This is a genomic window from Psychroserpens sp. S379A, from assembly GCF_049800755.1.
Lineage (GTDB): Bacteria > Bacteroidota > Bacteroidia > Flavobacteriales > Flavobacteriaceae > Psychroserpens.
The window spans coordinates 297,769-315,378 of sequence record NZ_JBNAFQ010000002.1 but is presented as its reverse complement, the minus strand read 5'-3'; the positions used below and the strand labels follow the sequence as shown (position 1 = coordinate 315,378).

The following is a 17,610-nucleotide window of genomic DNA, read 5'->3' as shown; positions in this document are numbered from 1 at the left end:
GACTACTCTTAATTTTTTATAAAATAGATACTTTTTTCTACAACTAAATTTAAGCTTTTTGGAAGTTCGGTTCCTTTCCAAGGATGCGAAGCATCAAAAACATGATTTGAACCTTCAACGTTATAGAGTTCACTGTTAGAATTCCATGTGTGTAGCTTATCAGCTTCAATAGGTTTAACAGAAGCATCACCTTGAGCATGAATGATTAAAAAGGGAATGTTTAACGTTTCAGTTGCTTGTTTAATATTCAATCGTTTTTCATTGGCTTTAAAATCTTCAAAGAATTGAAAATGATGAGGCATTTGTTGCTTTGTTCTTCCGTTTAAGACATATTTTACACCATTCTTTTTCCACTGATTAATATCTTCAACAGTTCCAAATCGAGAGCCAAAATCACTCACACTAGCCCAAGTAATTAGTTTTGTAATTCTTGAATCTCTTGAAGCTTTTAATATTGAAATGCCACCACCTCTAGAATGACCAATAAGTGTAATGCTGCATATGTCTATTTCATTTTTGTATTTAAAATTCTCAGAAATCAACATGTTGAGCATATCATCTAAGTCGTTTAACTCTTTGCTGTAGTTGTTTTCGGCAAATGCTTCTAAATCTGGAAAATCTATTGGGTTTTCTGGAGTGCCTCCATTATGAGAAAAATTAAATTTCACAAAAAACAGATTGTATTCACTAAACGTTTTAGCTACTAAATTCCAACTTCCCCAATCTTTAAAACCTTTATAACCATGACAAAAAATCACGAGAGGCTTTTTTACACCATCAGATTTGAAATAAGCATCCCAAACAATAGGTTTGTTACTCGTTCTGTGATGTACTTGATTTTTTAAAATCATTATGAAACTTCTTTTTCAATAAATTTTATTTCTGGGTTACAAATTTCAGAAATGAGTTTTTTTAGTTCTATTTCAAAAGCGAGCAAAGTGTCTTCCGTTATTAAGTTGTCTTTGGTTCGGGTTCTTGGTGATTCTTTTTTTCCAAATTTTATAAAACCTGAACCTAATTTTTTAAATGAAATAATGCCAGCTTCAATAGGTAAGGTTATTTCTTTTTGTTTATACATCATATATGCATACATCAAAATTTGAAAGCTTTTGCTGTATTTGTCATAGTCTGTTGTTATATCTTCCCAATTTACAACTTCAACTTTATTTTGCTCTACGCGTCCACTTTTATAATCGATTACTCTAGTAACACCATTATAACTATCTACGCGATCTACTTTACCTGTTAAAGTAACAGGAAAATTAATACCATCAATATCAATTGAGACTATATTTTTTGTTTCGATAGCTATGATTTTTATTGTATTGCCTTTTTTTAAAGCATTGCTTTCATGGGTTAAAAAAGTAGATATATAATGTTTCGCTATTTCGTATATAATGAGGTTTTTTCCTTTAGAAATGTCACCTTGTTTATACTCTTCTTTAAAATGATGGCTTACAGTGGCTTTTATGTTAGACCTCATTTTGGCAATAATCTCTAAGCTTAAGTTTTGTCCTTCAAGCGGTTTATAGAAGTCTTCAAGCGTATTGTGTATTATGGTACCTAAAGTGTTTAAAGCCACACTTTCTTCAACATCGTCATATTGTTTAACGCCTAATATTTTTTCGTAGTAAAAGGCAATTGGGTTTCTTATATAGTTTGTAAGAGCAGATGGTGAAAACCCAGATTTAGAATAGAGCTTTAATTTTTCGAGAATTTCTGAAGATTTAGAAACTTCTGTCAAGTGCTGTTCAGTAATTGGTATTTTAGGAGCAACTATGCAGTGATTAATATTATGAGTTTTATCAATTTCTAGTTGTGTAATAAAACGACTTTTTTCACCTCCATTTAGAACATCTGGTTCTGTATTATAAATAATATGTACATTTTTAGCACGTTGAAGTAATCTGTAAAAATGATAAGTATAAACAGCATCCTTTTCTTTATATGTAGGCATATTGTTTTCAAGCTTTACATCGAACGGAATAAACGAATTATTGCTCTTACCAGCTGGTAAGATGCCTTCGTTAACAGAAGTGATAATAACCGTTTCAAAATCTAGAACTCTAGACTCTAGCATTCCCATAATTTGTAAGCCTTTAAGAGGTTCTCCTTTAAAATCTAAAGTTTCACTTTTTAAAAGTTCTTTATATAAGCCATGAAGAATAATGGTATTGTTAATATAAGAATAGCTGTCGTTTAATATTTTCAATTCGTTAAAAATGCTATTAAATCGATATAAATACTCTAAGGCTAAGAGATTGTTTTGCTTATTTTGATCTAATGAGTTTTTTATTTTTAGAATGAGTTGAGTACATCGCTTTAGTGCGATATTGGCATTGTTTTGCCACGAGTCAAATAGTAAATTTATAATTTCAGGGTTGTTCTGAGAAAACGATTTAAGTTTATCTAAAGAGAGATAACTAATGTTGTTTTGTTGAATTTCATTAATGATGTAATCTGACTCATTTGTGTTTTCAGTTGCAAAAAGAGGTTTTATAAATTGATTCGATAAAATTGAAATAACATCTTTGTAGTATAACGTAGGAGCATAAGATTTGTGTAATCTGAACAAGTCTTCAAATAATGAAGCCATTGGAATACTATTTAAAGGAAGTCCCATTGTAATGTTTATAGGTCCAATATCTTTAGGGATAGAATTTAACAATGGAATTAGTAAGGATTCGTCGCCTAAAACAATAGCTGTATTTTCTAAGGAAGCCTTGTTAGTTTTTAACTTTGATAATAGTTCACCAACATATTTAATTTGACCAATATTTTTTGGAGTTCCTATACAGTTGATGTTCTTTTTAGTGGTATAATGATTTGTTAACCAATTAAAATCTTCTTTATCAAAAAAACGCCAATTAGCTTTATGAGCTCTTATAAATAAACCAGCATCATGTATTTTATCTTTTACAAAATGCGCATCTATATCCCAATAAATGTTTGCTATATTTTGTTGAAGCAGTTCTTGTATGATAATTTCTTCGGCTTTATTAAGAGCATTAAACCCAAGAAACACGTAGTTTTCATTACTGTGTGATGCTGCAAATTGTTCTAAATTTTCAATAGCTTCTTTATAGACTTGACCTTGATATCCCTTTTTGTTTTGAAGTAATTGAAGATTTAATTCAGTATAATAAAGCTTTAAACGATTCCAAAATGCGAGATAGTTTTTTATATATGAGGTTTGGTTTTCTTCTAAAGACCAATGTTTGTGTTCAAGCTCTTTAATAGCATTTAAATAGTCAAAAACATGTTCTGGCGGAACAAGGTAGCGATCAATTTCATTAAAATCTTGAAGTAGCATTTGAGCCCATTTTGAAAAAACATCAAAAGGCTCAATTAAATCTTTTGGAGTATGTTTTTCATATACTTTATAAAACTCGAACAGCAAATCTATATTTGTTGCGTAAGTTAGACCTGAAAGTGTTTCAATAAATTCTTCTATTGAAAGAATTTTAGGTGCAAAAAGTGTTTTATTAAGTTGTTTAGAAATTTGATTCTTAAGAAAAACGCCAGCTCGCTTACTAGGTAGTACAAATGTTAATTTTGAAAAATCTACATTCTGCTTTTGAAGATCGACAACAACATTGTTTAAAAAACTTACCATAGTATAAAAATAAAAAACGCTCCGAAATTCGGAGCGTTTTTTATTAAACTTATTTAATAATAAAACTTATTTTTTAAGTTTTACTTCTACACGTCTGTTGTTAGCTTTACCAGCTCTAGTTTTATTAGTGTCGATTGGGTAATCTTCACCAAATCCTTTAGCTGTTAATCTATCTGCATTAATACCATTTGCAATTAAGTAATCTCTAACAGCATTAGCTCTTCTTTCAGATAATAACTGGTTAGATGATTTTGCACCATCGCTATCAGTATGACCTTCGATAGAGAAGCTAGCTTCTGGATATTCTTTAAAGATAGCAGTCATAGCTTCTAATACAGTATTTGTTTCTTTCTTGAAAGATGATCTACCAGAGTTGAATAAGATTGTTCTAGCGTAGCTATTTAATTGTTCCATTACTTCAGCAGTAGGATTAATTTCTGGGCAACCATTATTAGCTACAGTTCCAGCTTCGTTAGGACATTTATCATCTTTATCTAAAACGCCATCACCATCAGCATCTGGCCAAGGGCAACCTTTGTTAGCAGATGGACCAGCTTCGTTAGGACAATCATCAGCATTATCAGCTACACCATCATTATCAGCATCAGGACAACCATTAAGAGCAGCAAGGCCTGCTACAGTTGGGCAATCATCAGCATTATCAGCTACACCATCACCATCAGTATCAGGACAACCATTAAACTCAGCTAAACCAGCTTCGTTAGGACAATCATCTTTAGCATCTTCAATACCATCGTTATCAGAATCTGGACAACCATTAAATGCTTCTAAACCAGGAACATCTGGACATGCATCGTTTTTATCATAAATACCATCTGAATCAGTATCTTTTCCACCAAACTTAATTGATAAACCTAAAGAATGTTGAAAGTGGTCTTCTAAATAATCTTCGAAAGCAGTCTTATATGTGCTTTGAGCTGTTACTCCAATGTTGTCACTAAACCAGTAGCTAATACCTAAAGCTCCGTTTAAGGTTCCCGCACCAATATCGTCAACCCAAGTGTAACCTCCACCAACACCTAAGAAAGGATCAATGCTGTTAGATTTGATAAGTTTCATAAAACTATATGACACTGTACCATCTAAAGCGTAGTAAGATAAATCATCAACTCGTGCATCACCAAATTTTTTAATTTCGTTGATAGAACCTGTTGCACTTAAAGTAAAACCTTCATCTATATATCTAGACACAGATATTGTTGATAAAGATGGAAGTATGTTCCAGTGATCATTTGCATTGAAATATTCGTCAAAGAATTCACCTCTTGGAGCATCTTCTCCAACAGGATAAAGGTCAACTGCATTTGCACCAATACTAATTTTCCAAGGGTTGTTTTCATCTTGTGCATTAGCATTGAAGCTTAAAGCAAGCAACAAAACGAAAAATAATCTGCTAAGATTTTTCATATTCTAATAATTTTAATTTTAAGTGTTATAAGTGTTAATTGTAAGCAAAAGTAAGTTGTTAAATTTTATTAACAAAGACAAATATATAAAAATATTGGTTAGTAGCATTAAATTTAGGGAGTTTGGACTCAATTTAAATAACATTTAGTCGTTTTCCAACCTTAGTAAAAGCTTCAATTGCTTTGTCTAAATGAATTTTGGTATGAGCCGCTGAAAGCTGTACTCGTATTCTTGCTTTTTCCCTTGGAACTACTGGAAAAAAGAAGCCAATCACATAAATTCCTTCATCTAACAACATTTTGGCCATAGTTTGTGAAAGTTTAGCGTCGTAAAGCATTACAGGTACTATTGCCGAATCTCCATCAATCACATCAAAACCAGCATCTTTCAGCCCTTTTTTAAAGTAACTTGTATTGTCTTCAAGGGTGTCTCTTAATGAGTTGTCGTTAGAGAGCATTTCAAATACTTTAATTGAAGCTCCAACTATTGCAGGCGCAAGAGAGTTTGAAAATAAATAAGGTCTTGATCGCTGTCTTAACATTTCAATCACTTCTTTTTTACCTGTAGTATATCCTCCCATTGCTCCTCCTAAAGCTTTTCCTAATGTTCCTGTGATGATATCAATGCGACCCATTACACCTTTGTCTTCTAATGTGCCTCGACCAGTTTCACCTATAAAACCAGTAGCATGACATTCGTCAATCATTACTAAAGCATCATATTTATCTGCTAAATCACAAATCTCATCTAGAGGAGCAACCAAACCATCCATAGAGAACACACCATCTGTAACTATAATTTTAAATCGCGCACCATTTTCATTTGCTGAAATAAGTTGTTGTTCTAAATCGTTCATATCGTTATTTTTATAACGATATCGAGCTGCCTTGCATAAGCGCACGCCATCAATAATTGAAGCGTGATTTAACGAATCTGAAATGATAGCATCTTCTTTTCCTAGTAATGGTTCAAAAACGCCTCCATTGGCATCAAAAGCTGCTGCATATAATATGGTGTCTTCTGTGCCATAAAACTCTGCAATTTTTGCTTCTAGTGTTTTATGAATGTCTTGTGTACCACAAATAAAACGTACTGATGACATTCCGAAACCATGAGTATCCATAGTGTCTTTTGCAGCTTGAATGACATCTGGATGCGATGATAATCCTAGATAATTATTGGCACAAAAGTTTAATACTTGCTGACCAGTATTTAATGTGATTTCTGCGCCTTGAGCAGAAGTGATAATGCGCTCTTCTTTAAAGAGACCATCATTTTTTATGTTTTGTAATTCAGATTGTAAATGTTCTTGGATATTTCCGTACATAATTGCTATTTTTTTACAAATTTAAAATTCTTTTATTGTTATTTCGTCATTAATATAGATGAGAATTTTTTTAATGACTTTTATATTCATATCTTCTAAAACCAATTGATAATCGTAAAGTTGTTCTTGGTGTTTTGAATTGGTTAAACCTGTTTTGTAATCAATAATTACTGCTTCATTTTTAGGGTTTATCACAATTCGATCTGGTCTAAGAAGTATTCCGTCTTTTGTTATGATATCTTGTTCATTATATATCGTAAGCTCAGAATTAAAATATGGTTGTAATTGATTATGATTTACAATATTATGTACAATTGTTTTTAGTGCTTCTTGCTGTGATTCGTTAATTTTTCCTAAAACCATAAAACGCTCCAATGCGTACGCAATATCTTCAGTAGTTTTAATTTCAGACATAATGTTATGAATCAAATTTCCTTTTTCTATGGCTTTTTCTTGAAGTGTATCCCATAAATATCCAGAGCTTGTCACAATATTTAGTTGATGGGTTTCTTTTGCTGTAGAAATAAACTCATTTAACGATGTAGTGTCGTGAGTAGTCGTTTTTTCTTCGGAAGTTTTTATAGGATTTCCAAAGCTGTATACAAAGGTGTTATTTTCCCAATGGTTCGTTGCTTTTAAATAATTTATAAACAAGCCTGAATATTGGTTTAGCTTTTCAGACTGTGTTTTTTTGTCTATGTCATATTCTGAAATCACATATAATTGTTCTACTGCTCTAGTAAGAACAACATATAATAAGTTCATACTATCTAGTTCAAGCTCAGATTGGTGTTTATGATATAAAAATTGGCTCGTTTCGTTATAACCTTCAAAATCTTTATTGAGGTTAAGATACAGATGTGAAAATCCGTTGAAGCGACTCTCATCAACCGGAAACCAAATTTTCGGATTCAAATCAAAATAAATACCTTGATTAGCATAAGGAAAGATAACAACAGGAAACTCTAAGCCTTTCGATTTATGAATGGTCATAATTTGAATAGCATCTTTTCCTTGTGGTGACACAATACTTAAACTGTCTTTTTTTCGATTCCAAAAATCTAAAAACCCAGAAATATTTGTGTTGTATTTAAGTGAATAATCTAAAACTTCATCTAAGAAAAACTGAAGGTATGCATTTGAGGCTGTGTTGAGTTTGAATGCTCTAATAATGCTTTCAATAGCTTCATATAATGGCAATTGCAAAAAGCGATTAAAATCAAACTCATAGCCAAAATGTTTGAGAGCATTAAATAATTTGAAACGACTTTTAGAAATCAAGTCACTAAAAAAAGCATGTGAATCGTCAAGACACAATTGATATTCGGCTAAATAACGTAACAGATCAACCTTAACTTCATCATTTTTTGGTTGAATGGCTAAGGTTAAAACATTAACGATAAAATTGACTTCTGGCGCATTTTTGAGCATTAAGGTTTCTGAAGAAATGATAGGATAGGAGTGGCTACTTAAATATTCTGCAATCGTTATACCTTCCTTTTTTCGTCTTACAATAATGCAAATGTCTTTGAGTGAAAATCCGTTTTCTAGAGCTTTTTTAATACGATCTACAACGGCTTCGCAGTATATCTCATCTGTATCATTATTATTGGTGTCTAAAAAAGATAATTCTACATAACCTTCATTTTCAAACGCTAATTCTTGAGATGCGTTTTTGTAAATAGCTTTATGTTGCGGATTTGTAAATACAAAATCAGAAACATGTTTAAAAAAGGAGTTGTTAAATTCTACAACGCGTTTGAAACTTCTGTAATTTGAAGGAAGGTTTTTTATAGTTTTATTTACAAAAAACGGATTTCCATCAGAATACAGATCAATAAATTGTTCTGCTCGTCCACCTCTCCATCTATAAATAGCCTGTTTGGCATCACCAACTAACATTGCTGTTCCAGTTTCACCTTTTAAGTTTTCGACAGAAACAGCATTAGCTACTAAAGGAATCAAATTTTCCCACTGTAAAGTAGAAGTGTCTTGAAATTCATCAACAAAATAGTGTTTAAACTTTTCACCTATGCGTTCATATATAAAAGGCGTAGGTTGCTCTTTAATTTCGTTATTAATAATAGAGTTAAATTCTGAAATTAATAGTAAATTATCTTCATCCTTTAATTCGTCTAAAGTCGATTTGATTGCACCTAAAACAGATAGAGGTACAATATTGCTCAAAGCGTTTTTTAGAAATTTTGATTCGTAAACTAACTTTTTTATTGCTTTAAAATTAGTTTCTATTTGTGGAAGTAATTCATCAATAATAGAGGCTTTACCAGAATCAAGTGTTTTGTTATAAATAGAAACACCTTGTGCTAAGTTATCTTCTAATTTATTGTCATATAGTCTGTAAAAATCTAACTCTGAAGCTTTTTTAAAATGGTTAGGAAGCGTCTTTCTGCTAAAGTCATCAAAATCTAATCCATGAGTCATGATAAGGCTTAGAGTTTCATTAGATAATGAAACGATTTGAACTTCAACCTCTTTTTGTTGTTTATTAAGACTAGATTTAAGCGTTTTGAAATCACTAAGTGTTTTGTCTTTAATAAGCTCTATATATGGTATTTCATTTTCATTAATTAACAGCTCTGCAATGGTATTAAAGTCGTAAGAAATGTCCCAACTTTTATCATCATTTGTTTTTTCAATGGCAAAATCGACTAATAATTTTGTTAACTCATTCTCACTTCCAGCCTTGTCTATAAGTTTATCAACAGCCTTACCTAACATGGTTTTGGTGTCGAGTTCAACTTCAAAATTAACAGGAAGTTTTAAGTCATGCGCAAAAGTTCGTATAAGCCTGTGATTAAATTTATCAATAGTAGAAATATCGAAAGCCGCATAATTATGAACGATAGTATGTAAAAGTAGTTTAGATCTTTCATGCAGTATTTTTGGCTCAATATTTAAATCGTTAGCAATGGTTTTAAACATGCTATTTGAGGATTCAAAAATTGAAGTCTCTGCAAAAGCTTTTAAGGTTTCGATAATGCGTTCCTTCATTTCTCCAACAGCTTTGTTAGTAAAGGTTAACGCCAAAACAGTTCTAAATGTTAGTAAGCTATTTGATGTAAACAAAATCTTTAGATAGTCTTGAACTAAAGTGTATGTTTTTCCACTTCCAGCAGAGGCGTTATAAACTGTAAAAGGTGATTGCTTTTGCACGCTTAAAATTATAAAAACTATCAATGAGTTCATAGCTATTTAATATTTTTAATTGCGCTGTTTTATATGTAAATTTGGTATCATTAGATATTAACTTATAAAACACATAAAATTATGGCTTTCGAATTACCGAAATTAAAATATGCTTACGATGCTTTAGAGCCTCATATTGATGCTCGTACAATGGAAATTCACCACTCAAAACATCATAACGGTTATACAACCAAACTTAATGCTGCAATTGAAGGAACTGATCTTGAAGGAAAATCTATTGAAGACATCCTAACTAATTTAGATATGAATAATGCAGGTGTTAGAAATAATGGAGGAGGTTTTTATAACCATTCTTTGTTTTGGGATGTTATGAATCCTGAAGATAGAGGTTATTTGTCTGGAGAATTAAAAGATGCTATTGAAGCAGAGTTTGGTTCAAAAGATGCGTTTATTGAAGCATTTAGTAAAGCAGCTGCAACTCAATTTGGTTCTGGTTGGGCTTGGTTGTGCGTTCATAAAGGTGGAAAAGTAGAAGTATGCTCTACACCAAATCAAGACAATCCATTAATGCCTGGTATTACTTGTGGTGGAACACCAATTTTAGGATTAGATGTTTGGGAGCACGCCTATTATTTAAACTATCAAAATAGAAGACCAGATTATATCGATGCTTTTTTTAAAGTGATTAATTGGAATGAAGTTGAAAGACGTTATGCTGAAGCAAAATAACTAACGTTTCTTATTATACTATAAAAGCAAGCTCATTTGAGTTTGCTTTTTTTATGCATTAATTTTTTCTGAAGAATTAGAGGATAAAGAGACTAGTCTTCGCTGGTATAATAAAATGAAAAAGGATGAACGTGCGTTCATCCTTTTTGCCCCAAATCTACCATAAACTTAACCTACTTATGTTATGGTGAAACAAATATAACAGCACTTTTTTTTAATAGTTAAATTTATTAGACTAACGACGAATAAATTGGCTTAAACGGAAAAAAAGACGTATTTGGTTATCAATTGTAGAAAATAATAAAGAGACACTTTAAATTGTAGATAAAAGAAATTGAGGCTCAATAGGTTAAGAAAATAAACATATGTTAATAAAAAAAGGTGAACAGAAGTTCACCTTTTTTTGCCCCAAATCTACCATGAACTTAACCTACTTATGTTATGGTGACAACAATGTATGTGTATTTTGTTTAATCCTATATAAATATTAGACGAAATGCATTTTTTTCAGACGAACGACTGTTTTTTTCGGATAAAATGCTAAAATTGAGTATTTTGTCTAATAAGCTCTTTCCTTATTTCCTTCGTAAAAATTGATAAAAGCCCTATTTACAACACGATTCCCTCCAGCTGTTGGATAGTTTCCAGTGAAATACCAATCTCCTAAATTTTTCGGACAAGCTTTATGAAGGTTTTCTATAGGCTGAAAAATGGTTTTCACTTTAGCCTTAACTGTATCGTCTGATATTAATTCTGCAATCTTATCTGAAATTTGATCTGCAGTAAATTCACTGTATAAATCCTTTACAAAGTTTTTGACTTTACTGTCTTTTAATTCTAATTGCGCTTTACATTTATGATAGACCTCTTCAACTAAATGGTATTTATCATTTTCTTTTAATAATTCCAACATGGCTCTAAAAGCAATTAAACTTTCGAGGTTTGCCATATCAATACCATAACAATCGGGATAACGAATTTGTGGTGCAGAAGAAACAACTATAATTTGTTTAGGATTTAAGCGATCCATCATTTTAATGATACTCTTTTTAAGAGTAGTACCTCTTACAATACTATCATCTATAATGACCAAATTATCTTCGGGTTTAATAACACCATAAGTAACATCATAAACATGAGCAACTAAATCATCACGACTACTATCTTCTGTGATAAATGTTCGAAGCTTTACATCTTTAATAGCAATTTTTTCAATTCGTGGTCTTTCTGAAAGAATATCGATAACGCTTTCTGCGGAAAGTTTTCCGTTACCATCTAATATGGCTTTAGTTTTTCGTTCGTTTAAATGTTCTTCAACAGTTTCAATCATCCCAAAAAATGAAGTTTCAGCCGTGTTTGGAATGTACGAAAACACGGTATTTTTTGTATCTTCTTCTATTGCTTCCAATACTTTTGGCATCAATAATTTTCCTAGATTTTTTCGCTCTTGATATATTTCGGCATCACTTCCGCGAGAAAAATAAATACGCTCAAACGAACAGGCTTTGCGTTCTAATGGTTCAATAATTTTTTTAATAAAAACTTCTCCCGATTTTTTAGTAATAATGGCATGTCCTGGAGCAAGTTCTTTAACCTCTTCAAAATCAACATTAAAAACAGTTTGAATAACAGGACGTTCTGAAGCCACGACTACGACTTCATCATCTTCATAGTAATAGGTTGGTCTAATTCCAGCAGGATCTCTCAACACAAAAGAATCTCCATGACCTAATAAACCAGCCATAGCATAGCCACCATCCCAATTTTTAGACGATTTTTTTAAGATTTTTGCAATGTTTAAGCGTTCAGCAATAAGAGGCGAACACTCACTTTTGCTATAACCTTCCTTTTTGAGTTTTTTATAAATATTACTAACAGCATCATCTAAAAAATGACCAATTTTTTCCATGATGGTTATGGTGTCTGCTTTTTCTTTAGGATGCTGACCAAGTTGTACTAAGCCATCAAATAATTGATTGACATTAGTCATGTTAAAATTTCCTGCAACAATAAGGTTTCTGTGCATCCAATTGTTTTGCCTTAAAAATGGATGAACACTTTCAACACTGTTTTTTCCAAAAGTTCCATACCGAACATGACCTAAAAGTAACTCTCCTATATATGGAATGTGTTTTTTTTGAAGCTCGACATTGTTTTGATATTCTGGATGTTCATTTAACTCTTCGTTAATACGCTCGTTAATTTGAGCAAAAATATCTTGTATAGGCTGTTGGGCAATTGATCGTACTCGACTAATATAACGTTCGCCAGGTTGGGTGTCTAATTTAATGCTTGCAAAACCAGCACCATCTTGACCTCGATTGTGTTGCTTTTCCATCATGAGGTACATTTTATTTACACCATAAAATGCACTTCCGTATTTTTCTTTGTAATACTCTAATGGTTTTTTAAGTCTTATGAGTGCTATTCCGCATTCATGTTTTAAAGCATCGCTCATTGTTGTGTTGTTGTGTTTACCAAAATTATAAATTTTGGATATAGTATTAAATAAAAAACGCGCTCAATTTTGAGCGCGTTGGTTTATGATAATTCAATATCAAACTGCGTGAGTTGTTTAAACTCTTTCAGTCTGTAATCGATTTCGTCTTTTGTTAAATTTTTCATGCGCTCTGTTCCAAATTTTTCTACACAAAAAGAAGCTAAATTTGAACCATAAATAACCGCGTTTTTCATGTTTTCAAAAGAATAATCTTCTGTACTTGCTAGATAACCAGCAAAGCCACCAGCGAAAGTGTCTCCAGCTCCAGTTGGATCAAAGACTTCTTCTAGAGGTAAAGCTGGTGCATAAAATACATTGTCATCATGAAATAATAAAGCTCCATGCTCACCTTTCTTAATCACGACATACTTTGGTCCCATGTCATGAATTTTACGAGCAGCAACAACCAATGAATATTCTCCAGTTAATTGTCTTGCTTCTTCATCGTTAATCGTAATAACGTCAACTTTCTTTATGACTTGGTGTAAATCATCAAGAGCGCAGTCCATCCAAAAATTCATAGTATCTAAGATTACTAGTTTTGGTGTTGCGGTCATTTGATTTAATACACTCATTTGCACTATTGGATGCAAATTCCCTAGCATAACCACATCTGAGTTTTTATAGTCTTCAGGGACTTTAGGGTCAAAATCTGCAAGCACATTAAGCTCTGTCGCTAACGTGTCTCTTGAGTTCATATCGTTATGATACTTGCCACTCCAAAAGAAGGTTTTGCCATCTTTTATGATTTCAACACCATCAATATTGATGTTTTTGTTAGATAATAAATCTAGATATTCTTGCGGAAAGTCACCACCAACAACAGATACTGCAGCAGCATCTACATCAAATTGTGAAGCTGCTAAACCAATAAAGGTAGCTGCTCCTCCTAATATTTTGTCAGTTTTTCCAAAAGGTGTTTCAATAGCATCAAAAGCTACTGTGCCTACTATAACTAATTTGCTCATATAAGCGATATATTTTAAGCGGCAAATATACGATTTTTAAGGACTAAAAAACGAATTTATTTTCTACCAAAATCTGCAGGAATTTCTCCCCAAGCTTTTGTTTCCCATTTTACGATTGTAGTCTTATAAGTATTGTTTTTTAACCAATCTATTGCACGATCTACCAATTCGAACAAGGCTTTGTTTTTGGCATTACGTTCTAGTTTTGTATTGCAGGCTTTTTTTCTGACCCAACTCATCGCAGTCCTAGAATCTGTATAAATAATAAGGTCACTGTTGTTCTTTTTTAAAAATGCCAAACCATGAACAATAGCTAAAAACTCACCAATATTATTAGTGCCTTCTTCAAAAGGACCTTGAATGAATAATTGTTTTTTAGACTTGGTTTCGACACCACGATATTCCATTTTTCCAGGATTTCCAGATGATGCCGCATCTACAGCAATAGATTTATAGTTAGGCTGACCAATTTTTTTGAGTTGTGCTTCAGAAAGCTCACTTGTAAATTTTTTACTTTTCCCAATATAATCTTTGTAGTTGCCTTTGTATGCTTTTTTTGCTGCTTCAAAGGTTGAAAATGATTTGTATTGTGCACCTTGAAAGTCTTTAATTTGTGCTTTGCAATCGTCCCAAGATTCAAAAACACCAGTATGATGGCCTTTCCAAACTGTGTAGTATTTTTTTTTCTTTTTTGACATTTTTAGTTTCTTCTCGATACAAAACCTCAATGCTTTCGGTTTCACTCGAAGCGACGTCAGTTCGAGTTGAGTGAAGCGAAGTATCGAGAACTATTTCTCATTTAATAATTTTTCAACTACCTTCGGAAAATGTTCCATTTCTAATTCATGAATTTTAGCTGCCACATCTTCAGGTGAATCCTTTGAACTTACTTCACATTTTGCTTGAAAAATAATAGCACCTTCGTCATAGTGTTCATTAACATAATGAATTGTAATTCCTGATTCTTTTTCATTATTAGCAACAATAGCTTTGTGAACATTCATACCATACATACCTTTGCCTCCATACTTGGGTAATAAAGCAGGATGAATATTAATGACCTTATTAGGAAACTCGTTCAGTATGTGCTCTGGAAACTTCCATAAAAATCCAGCTAAAACAATTAAATCAGGCTGAGTAGATGTTAAGATGTCTAAGACATCATTAGTTTCAGTAAATGCTATTTTGTTGAAAGATAGCGCACTAACTTTTAGTTTTTTGGCACGATCTAAAACTTTGGCATGAGGATTGTTAGTAAGCACTTGAATAACAGAAGCATTTTCTCTGTTGTGAAAAAACTTAATTAAATTTTCAGCATTAGTGCCACTTCCGGACGCAAAGATTACAATACGTTTCATTTACAGACAATACAGTTACTATTATTCAGAACAAAAAAAAGAATAATAATTAACAATTAGATCGTAAAAGATAAATTCTTCAAAGTAATTTAGTAAATTACAGACACATTTTTAATGTAAAGGTGTGTATTGAAATAAAGTTTTTTTATTTTTGCGACCTAATTAAAACTTAAAATTAAAAAATTATGTCAGACATTGCATCAAGAGTAAAAGCGATTATCGTAGACAAATTAGGAGTTGATGAAAATGAAGTTGTTACTGAAGCTAGTTTCACAAACGACTTAGGAGCAGATTCATTAGACACTGTTGAGCTAATCATGGAATTTGAAAAAGAATTCGATATTCAAATCCCAGATGACCAAGCTGAAAATATTGCTACAGTTGGTCAAGCAATCTCTTATATAGAAGAAGCAAAATAATCCAATAAATTTTTATGGAATTAAGGCGAGTAGTAGTTACCGGTTTAGGCGCACTTACACCTATAGGCAATACCAAGGATGAATATTGGGATGCACTTATAAGTGGAAAAAGTGGTGCTGCGCCTATAACATATTTTGATACTGAAAAGTTCAAAACAAAATTCGCTTGCGAAGTAAAAAACTTTAACGCTATCGATTTTCTTGATAGAAAAGAGGCTCGTAAAATGGATAGATTTACACAGTATGCTATGGTGGCTTCAGATGAAGCCATTATAGATGCTAAGTTAGATTTAGAAACAGTAAATAAATTACGAGTTGGTGTTATTTGGGGAGCAGGAATTGGAGGCTTGGAAACATTTCAGAATGAAGTATTAAATTACGCTGAAGGAGATGGTACACCAAGATTTAATCCGTTTTTTATCCCAAAAATGATTGCAGATATTGCGCCAGGAAACATATCTATTAAACATGGATTTATGGGACCTAATTATACAACGGTATCTGCATGTGCATCTTCTGCTAATGCTATGATTGATGCTCTAAACTATATTCGTTTAGGACATTGTGATGTTATAGTTACTGGTGGAAGTGAAGCAGCTGTAACCATTGCTGGAATGGGTGGATTTAACGCTATGCATGCACTATCAACAAGAAACGATAGCCCAGAAACAGCATCGAGACCGTTTGATGCAACTAGAGATGGTTTCGTCTTAGGTGAAGGAGCTGGAGCTATTATCCTTGAAGATTATGAGCATGCTAAAGCTAGAGGCGCTAAAATTTATGCCGAAGTTATTGGAGGTGGTTTATCTTCTGATGCGCATCATATGACAGCACCTCACCCAGAAGGAATTGGTGTAATAGCTGTAATGAAAAATTGTTTAGAAAATGCTGGCATCCAACCAGAAGAAGTTGATCATATCAACACGCATGGAACATCAACACCTCTTGGAGATGTTGCTGAACTTAAAGCGATTTCTGAAGTTTTTGGAGATCATGCAAAGCATATCAATATAAACTCAACCAAGTCCATGACTGGACATTTATTAGGAGCTGCTGGAGCTATTGAATCTATTGCTTCAATTTTAGCAATAGAGCATGGTGTTGTACCTCCTACAATAAATCACGAAGTAGTTGATGAAAATATTGATTCTAAGCTTAATTTAACATTAAACAATGCACAAAAAAGAGACGTTAAAGTTGCTATGAGTAATACGTTTGGATTTGGCGGTCACAACGCTTGTGTATTATTCAAAAAACTAGACTAAATCCCGAATGAGTTTCATTCGTAACATATTAAATTCCCGTTCTGTTAAAGACGGGAATTTTTTTTTACAACTGTCCAACATACTTGGTTATAAACCAAAAAACAAAACACTTTACATAAAAGCATTTACACACAGATCTTTAAATTTAAAAGATGATGAAGGTAATGCCATCAACTACGAGCGCTTAGAATTTGTTGGTGATGCTATGTTAAGCGCAGTGATAGCCTCTTATTTATTTGAAAAAGTGCCTCATGGAGACGAAGGTTATTTAACCAAAATGCGATCTAAAGTTGTTAGTAGAGAACACCTTAATGAGCTAGGAAAAGAACTTAAACTTATCGATTTGGTTGAAAGTAAAATCCCAAAATCAAATTTTGGAAATAATATTCATGGTAACCTATTTGAATCTCTTGTTGGTGCTATTTTTTTAGACAAAGGTTATAAGCAATGTGAAAAATTTATCTTTAAAAAAGTCATCAAACCACATGTAGATATTGAAAAACTTGAAGGAAAAGTTATTAGCTATAAAAGCTTACTAATTGAATGGTGTCAAAAAGAAAAAAAATCATTCGATTATAATGTTTATGAAGACACAGGTAATGACGATTTAAAACATTTTTCGGTCAAGCTATCAATTAATGATAAAGTCATTTCTAAAGCAAGAGCGACTTCTAAGAAAAAAGCAGAAGAAAAAGCTTCTAAGCGTGCATTTTTTGCTTTTCAAAAGGAAATTACCAAAGCATTTTAGTCATTTATATCTTAATTTATTAAACTATAACGTTTTCGCTACATTAAGCTGTTAAGAATAATAAAAACTTAATCTCTAACTAGT

At 32.2% G+C, this 17,610-nt stretch carries 13 protein-coding genes; 4 read left to right on the top strand and 9 right to left on the bottom strand.

Annotation, left to right across the window (positions count from 1 at the left end):
- Positions 1–8 precede the first annotated feature (8 nt).
- From ACP15M_RS06185 to ACP15M_RS06165, 5 genes are all read right to left on the bottom strand, one after another.
- Positions 9–851, bottom strand: coding sequence for an alpha/beta hydrolase family protein (locus ACP15M_RS06185; RefSeq protein WP_425076316.1), 843 nt, complete (start codon positions 849–851; stop codon positions 9–11).
- A complete protein-coding gene (locus ACP15M_RS06180) occupies positions 851–3,616 on the bottom strand; it encodes a PD-(D/E)XK nuclease family protein (protein WP_425076315.1) in 2,766 nt (921 codons plus the stop codon). The genes ACP15M_RS06185 and ACP15M_RS06180 overlap by 1 nt, the downstream gene beginning before the upstream one ends.
- Before the next feature lie 66 nt (positions 3,617–3,682).
- The gene (locus ACP15M_RS06175) at positions 3,683–5,044 is read right to left on the bottom strand and encodes an OmpA family protein (protein ID WP_425076314.1); all 1,362 of its coding nucleotides are present in this window, start codon (positions 5,042–5,044) and stop codon (positions 3,683–3,685) included.
- A 133-nt stretch (positions 5,045–5,177) separates the two neighbouring features.
- The gene (gene kbl, locus ACP15M_RS06170) at positions 5,178–6,371 is read right to left on the bottom strand and encodes a glycine C-acetyltransferase (RefSeq protein ID WP_425076313.1); all 1,194 of its coding nucleotides are present in this window, start codon (positions 6,369–6,371) and stop codon (positions 5,178–5,180) included.
- A 21-nt stretch (positions 6,372–6,392) separates the two neighbouring features.
- Complete coding sequence (locus ACP15M_RS06165) at positions 6,393–9,578, bottom strand: UvrD-helicase domain-containing protein (RefSeq protein ID WP_425076312.1); 3,186 nt, start codon at positions 9,576–9,578, stop codon at positions 6,393–6,395.
- Between the two features lie 81 nt (positions 9,579–9,659).
- On the opposite strand from ACP15M_RS06165, the gene ACP15M_RS06160 reads away from it, so the two are divergent.
- Complete coding sequence (locus ACP15M_RS06160; RefSeq protein ID WP_425076311.1) at positions 9,660–10,268, top strand: superoxide dismutase; 609 nt, start codon at positions 9,660–9,662, stop codon at positions 10,266–10,268.
- Positions 10,269–10,827: 559 nt separating this feature from the next.
- Here the strand turns inward: ACP15M_RS06160 and ACP15M_RS06155 are convergent.
- The 4 genes from ACP15M_RS06155 to purN all read right to left on the bottom strand — a co-directional run bounded on the left by ACP15M_RS06155 (position 10,828) and on the right by purN (position 15,094).
- Entirely contained in the window at positions 10,828–12,726 is a 1,899-nt protein-coding gene (locus tag ACP15M_RS06155; RefSeq protein WP_425076310.1) for an amidophosphoribosyltransferase, read from the bottom strand.
- An 83-nt stretch (positions 12,727–12,809) separates the two neighbouring features.
- Complete coding sequence (locus ACP15M_RS06150) at positions 12,810–13,736, bottom strand: PfkB family carbohydrate kinase (protein ID WP_425076309.1); 927 nt, start codon at positions 13,734–13,736, stop codon at positions 12,810–12,812.
- A gap of 56 nt (positions 13,737–13,792) precedes the next feature.
- A complete protein-coding gene (locus ACP15M_RS06145) occupies positions 13,793–14,434 on the bottom strand; it encodes a viroplasmin family protein (protein ID WP_425076308.1) in 642 nt (213 codons plus the stop codon).
- 90 nt (positions 14,435–14,524) lie between these two features.
- The gene (gene purN, locus ACP15M_RS06140) at positions 14,525–15,094 is read right to left on the bottom strand and encodes a phosphoribosylglycinamide formyltransferase (RefSeq protein ID WP_425076307.1); all 570 of its coding nucleotides are present in this window, start codon (positions 15,092–15,094) and stop codon (positions 14,525–14,527) included.
- Between the two features lie 185 nt (positions 15,095–15,279).
- Here purN and ACP15M_RS06135 point away from each other — a divergent pair, with 185 nt between their 5' ends.
- From ACP15M_RS06135 to rnc, 3 genes are read left to right on the top strand one after another with little or no spacing between them, the layout of a single operon-like run.
- Complete coding sequence (locus tag ACP15M_RS06135) at positions 15,280–15,513, top strand: acyl carrier protein (protein ID WP_008269813.1); 234 nt, start codon at positions 15,280–15,282, stop codon at positions 15,511–15,513.
- Positions 15,514–15,527: 14 nt separating this feature from the next.
- Positions 15,528–16,778, top strand: a complete 1,251-nt coding sequence (gene fabF / locus ACP15M_RS06130) for a beta-ketoacyl-ACP synthase II (RefSeq protein ID WP_425076306.1) — start codon at positions 15,528–15,530, stop codon at positions 16,776–16,778.
- A gap of 7 nt (positions 16,779–16,785) precedes the next feature.
- Positions 16,786–17,526 carry a ribonuclease III gene (rnc, locus tag ACP15M_RS06125; RefSeq protein WP_425076305.1) on the top strand — a complete coding sequence of 247 codons (741 nt, stop codon included), beginning with the start codon at positions 16,786–16,788 and terminating at the stop codon, positions 17,524–17,526.
- Positions 17,527–17,610: the final 84 nt, after the last annotated feature.

Bases quoted from the DNA above. Each gene is read 5' to 3' on its own strand.
- ACP15M_RS06185 (WP_425076316.1), bottom strand. From the start codon at position 851: ATGATTTTAAAAAATCAAGTACATCACAGAACGAGTAACAAACCTATT.
- ACP15M_RS06180 (WP_425076315.1), bottom strand. From the start codon at position 3,616: ATGGTAAGTTTTTTAAACAATGTTGTTGTCGATCTTCAAAAGCAGAAT.
- ACP15M_RS06175 (WP_425076314.1), bottom strand. From the start codon at position 5,044: ATGAAAAATCTTAGCAGATTATTTTTCGTTTTGTTGCTTGCTTTAAGC.
- kbl (WP_425076313.1), bottom strand. From the start codon at position 6,371: ATGTACGGAAATATCCAAGAACATTTACAATCTGAATTACAAAACATA.
- ACP15M_RS06165 (WP_425076312.1), bottom strand. From the start codon at position 9,578: ATGAACTCATTGATAGTTTTTATAATTTTAAGCGTGCAAAAGCAATCA.
- ACP15M_RS06160 (WP_425076311.1), top strand. From the start codon at position 9,660: ATGGCTTTCGAATTACCGAAATTAAAATATGCTTACGATGCTTTAGAG.
- ACP15M_RS06155 (WP_425076310.1), bottom strand. From the start codon at position 12,726: ATGAGCGATGCTTTAAAACATGAATGCGGAATAGCACTCATAAGACTT.
- ACP15M_RS06150 (WP_425076309.1), bottom strand. From the start codon at position 13,736: ATGAGCAAATTAGTTATAGTAGGCACAGTAGCTTTTGATGCTATTGAA.
- ACP15M_RS06145 (WP_425076308.1), bottom strand. From the start codon at position 14,434: ATGTCAAAAAAGAAAAAAAAATACTACACAGTTTGGAAAGGCCATCAT.
- purN (WP_425076307.1), bottom strand. From the start codon at position 15,094: ATGAAACGTATTGTAATCTTTGCGTCCGGAAGTGGCACTAATGCTGAA.
- ACP15M_RS06135 (WP_008269813.1), top strand. From the start codon at position 15,280: ATGTCAGACATTGCATCAAGAGTAAAAGCGATTATCGTAGACAAATTA.
- fabF (WP_425076306.1), top strand. From the start codon at position 15,528: ATGGAATTAAGGCGAGTAGTAGTTACCGGTTTAGGCGCACTTACACCT.
- rnc (WP_425076305.1), top strand. From the start codon at position 16,786: ATGAGTTTCATTCGTAACATATTAAATTCCCGTTCTGTTAAAGACGGG.